General features: G+C 70.6%; 5 protein-coding genes. 3 read left to right on the top strand and 2 right to left on the bottom strand.

What is annotated here, in order from left to right; genetic code table 11:
- Positions 1 to 612: 612 nt before the first annotated feature.
- On the bottom strand, positions 613 to 900 hold the full coding sequence (locus G9H71_RS21525) for a hypothetical protein (RefSeq protein ID WP_166284821.1): 288 nt from the start codon (positions 898 to 900) through the stop codon (positions 613 to 615).
- Between the two features lie 493 nt (positions 901 to 1,393).
- Here G9H71_RS21525 and G9H71_RS21520 point away from each other — a divergent pair, with 493 nt between their 5' ends.
- The 3 genes from G9H71_RS21520 to G9H71_RS21510 all read left to right on the top strand — a co-directional run bounded on the left by G9H71_RS21520 (position 1,394) and on the right by G9H71_RS21510 (position 3,213).
- Positions 1,394 to 2,179: a PIG-L deacetylase family protein gene (locus G9H71_RS21520; protein WP_166284820.1), complete on the top strand. Its 786-nt coding sequence runs from the start codon at positions 1,394 to 1,396 to the stop codon at positions 2,177 to 2,179.
- Between the two features lie 286 nt (positions 2,180 to 2,465).
- Positions 2,466 to 2,960: a WapI family immunity protein gene (locus G9H71_RS21515; RefSeq protein ID WP_166284819.1), complete on the top strand. Its 495-nt coding sequence runs from the start codon at positions 2,466 to 2,468 to the stop codon at positions 2,958 to 2,960.
- Positions 2,961 to 3,045: 85 nt separating this feature from the next.
- The gene (locus G9H71_RS21510) at positions 3,046 to 3,213 is read left to right on the top strand and encodes a hypothetical protein (RefSeq protein WP_166284818.1); all 168 of its coding nucleotides are present in this window, start codon (positions 3,046 to 3,048) and stop codon (positions 3,211 to 3,213) included.
- Between the two features lie 75 nt (positions 3,214 to 3,288).
- Here G9H71_RS21510 and G9H71_RS21505 read toward each other — a convergent pair whose 3' ends face one another.
- On the bottom strand, positions 3,289 to 3,636 hold the full coding sequence (locus tag G9H71_RS21505; RefSeq protein WP_166284817.1) for a hypothetical protein: 348 nt from the start codon (positions 3,634 to 3,636) through the stop codon (positions 3,289 to 3,291).
- Between the last annotated feature and the right edge of the window lie 70 nt (positions 3,637 to 3,706).

The raw sequence follows: 3,706 nt of genomic DNA, 5'->3' as shown, positions 1-3,706 counted from the left end.
GGGGGGGCAACGTGTTGTCGCGCCCCTGCGCTATCGAGGGCTACCCGCGGCTGGCGTGGTACGCCCGGGACGGCGCCCCGCTGGACATTCGTTCGCGGGCAGGCTCCTCATTCATGGCCTTGGATCAAGGCCGGGAGCGGGTCGTCCTCCCGCCAGGAGCTCGCGTCACGTCCTCGTGGGATGGAACGCGTACTCCACAGCCGGCCGCGCCGACCTGGCGGCGTGCGTCGACGTCGTCGCCGTGCCTGGTGTCCCGCCGGTCCGTGCACCGCTGTGCGGGACCCCCGGTGCCGGAGACGGGGTGGGCATCCTGAGTGTCGACCTTCTGGACGGCGCCGAGGTGCAGCTCGCGGCGTGGGCACCGGACGCGCTGCGCAGGCGCGCCCTAGACCGGCCTCCGCCGCGACAGCCACTCCGAGCGGCCGCGCCGCAGTATGGCTGCCACCAACCCTTGCCGAGTCGATGCTGCCAGCGGCTACAGCAGCCAGCGGCGGTGCCGCCCGTCGCAACCGCTCTGCCCTCGGCGGTGTCAGTGTGAGGGGTGCCCTTTCGCTCACCAGTTCCGCAGGCGCTGGATTCGACGGCCGGGCTGCTGCCTGAGGGCAGTCGCCTTTAGCCGGAGCAGTGGTAGGCGAAGGCCGCCGTCCACTTGCGGTCCTTGCGCTGTGCGACGACGAGCACCGCGAGACCGGGTGCCGGCGCCTTGGCCGTCGCCCCAGCCGTTGCGCTGCTTGCGCGCTGTGGCACGACGAACTGCCCGGGCAACCCGTACTCCGCCCCGTCGCGCACAGGGGCGCCGTCCAGGTTCTGCCGGGAGTACGCCTGGGCAGCGGCGACGGCGCTATCGGCAGTCGGCCCCTGCATCCCCGCGGCGATGGGCCGGGTCGAGCAGTTGCCCAAGTCGACTTCGTCCTGGCCGCCGCACGCGGACACGACGATGAGGCCAGGGAGGACGACGGCGCAACACCATCTGGCTCTCGCTCTGATCGCGTACCTCCCGGCGCCGTGGGCAGCCCACTCTCTCAGCTCGCCCGCCACCGGCGGTAGGCGTTCGCTGGAAGCGGGGGACCGCGCTCTCAGCCGCCGCGGGAGAGCGCTACCGGCGACAGCCGCAGCTGCCCACGCGCATCAGCGCAGGCCAAGCCAGAAGTGGAGGCGCGACCTGCGGCACGAACGGGCGTGCAACCGGCGGCATATGAGTACGTGTTGCTGCTTGTTGGGCTAGCAGCGGCCGGCTGCCCGCCATGTCCTCTACTGCGGCGTTCTCCGCTCGTCGTCGTACTGACGCCGCAGCGCTAGCAGCCGACCTGCCGCACGTGCGTAGCGGTTGATCTGCCGGTCACCCCCTCGGATGAGTCTGGTCACACCTGTCGAACGGGACTACGTTCCGGCTATGGCTCCTGGTGCGTTGCCGCCACTGTGGCAGGACGAGGTGCCACGCCGCGTGCTGTGCGTCGTCGCCCACCCCGATGACGTCGAGTACGGCACCTCAGCGGCCGTCGCCTTGTGGACGGCCCGCGGGGTGGAGGTTGCGTACCTCCTGCTGACCAAGGGCGAGGCCGGCATGGACGCCAGTCCGCCGGAGCGCACCGCCGAGCTCCGGGTGCAGGAGCAGTTGGAGGGCTCGCGTGCGGTCGGGGTCACACGAGTTGAGTTCCTCGACTACCCCGACGGCGTCTTGGAGCACACCCTCGCCCTGCGGCACGACATCGCGCGCGCCATCCGTCGCCACCAGCCCGACGCGGTGCTGGTGGGGTCGTGGGAGGTCGAGTTCGTCGCCGGGCTCAACCAGGCCGACCACCGGGTGGCCGGCCTCGCCGCGCTGGACGCGGTGAGAGACGCCGGGAACCGCTGGGTCTTCCCGGATCTGCTGGACGAGGGGCTCGAGCCGTGGTCGGCGCGCTGGCTCGTGGTGAGCGGCGACGCCCGACCGACGCACGGGGTCGACGTGACCGGTGAGCCGCTCGAGCGCGGCATCCTCTCGCTGGAGGCGCACCGGCAGTACCTCGCCGGCATCCCGGGCCACCCGCCGCCCCGCGCGATTCTGACGGGGATCACCGCCGTGCAGGGCAGGGCGCTGGGGGTGGCCCACGCGGTGCTGTTGCGAGTGTGGGACCTGCATGCCCCGCCGGCTATCGCTTTGGAGGCGCAGCGGGCCGCCCGGGCTGCCACTGGTTGAGGGGACGGCAGCCCCGGCCGTGCCCCTCTCGCCATGGTCATCTGCGCACTGGCATCAGCGGGGAGGCAGCCCGTTGGTCTTCTCGCGCTTCCGTGACGCTAGCTTCGCGGGCATCGCGAGGCGTACGGCTCGAGCGCCCCTGGTAGCCGAGCCAGACTTCCTGCCAACGGACTGGGCCGTTGCCCACACGCAGGTGCCTAGGCGAGGACTTGTCCGCGGTCGGCGGCATGACGGGCGACTGGGCCGGGGCCTGCGGAGGGTGTCCCGCGACTGCGATGCTCGGCAGGTGCTCTTGATCTCGCGAGACGGTGCGGCGCTGCGGCTGGTACCGACTCGCTACCAGTTCGGCTTCGGAGCGAGTCATCCGGGCGACTGGGATGCCAACTGGCTCGTCGTGCACGGCGAGGTGCGAACGTCGTCCGGGGGGAGCTGGTCGTTCGAGGACCCCTGCCTGACCACCTGGGAGGCGGTCGAGCTCGGCCAGTGGCTGGCGTCCGCTGCGGCCGGCGCCGTCGTGCCGACCGTTTCTCCGGACGAACAGTCGGAGGGCGTGCTCAGCTTCACGGAGCCGAACCTCGCCTTCAGCGTTGCGGAGATCGACGACCTTGACCTCGTCGTTCGAGTTCATCTGGCCTTCGAATCGGCGTCGGCGAGGCTGAAGGTGGCCCATGATCTGATTGATCAGTTCACCTACCACGTCGCAGTTCTCACGTCGCGTCGAGAGCTAGATTCTGTCGCCGCCAGCTGGCTCGAGGAGCTCGAGTCGTTCCCGCAGCGGTGACTGTTCAGGTGATCACGGGTCCGCACCGGCCGCGATGACGGCGGCATGAGCGGTAGAGAATCTCGATCTTGGGCAGGAGCCGCCCATGCGGCTGTGGCAGCGGTGGTTCGTCGGCGCGATGGTCCTTGGCCTGGTCGTCACGCTGACGGGGATCTACGGGGACGTCCTGGTTCTGCGTCTGGTCGGGCCGTCGCTTGGTCTCGTCGGCGCGGTCGTGGGACTCGTGGCTGAGCGCCGGCGCCAGTCGCCCTAGCGCCGGATGCGGCATTTCCGGATGACTGGCTCCTCGGGCAGCCTCCCGGGTGCCGTCGCACCCCGGGGAGGTCCTCTAGGTCCAGGTGTAGCCGCGCAGCGCGCCGAGCGCCGCCAGTGCTGCGCAGCCGACGATGCCCCACGTCATGAGTCTCGATTGGCCCCACAGCAGTCCGGCGGCGAGGGCGGGCATGCCCAGGAGCAGCCCGGCGAAGGCCATCCACCGAGCCGCCAGGCCGTGATCGATGGGCTCGCCGGAGTTGAAGCTCCCAGCTCCCACCATGCCGCCAGCGATGAAGGCGATCAGAGCACCGACAAGGCAGGCCAGCGTGACGGTGCCCAACGTGACGGCGCGCCATAGGTCCCGCTTGTCCCAGAGCGGCGTGTACGTGGGCTTCTGATTCTTCTCGGTCGCGCTGGTCACGATCACAGGCTCGCCCTTCGTCGGCCGGAGTCGCGTGAGTCGCCGTACTCAGGTCTTGACTGAACTCGCG

The organism is Motilibacter deserti, from assembly GCF_011250635.1.
GTDB classification, from domain to species: domain Bacteria; phylum Actinomycetota; class Actinomycetes; order Motilibacterales; family Motilibacteraceae; genus Motilibacter_A; species Motilibacter_A deserti.
This window is presented reverse-complemented; position numbering and strand designations above follow the sequence as displayed.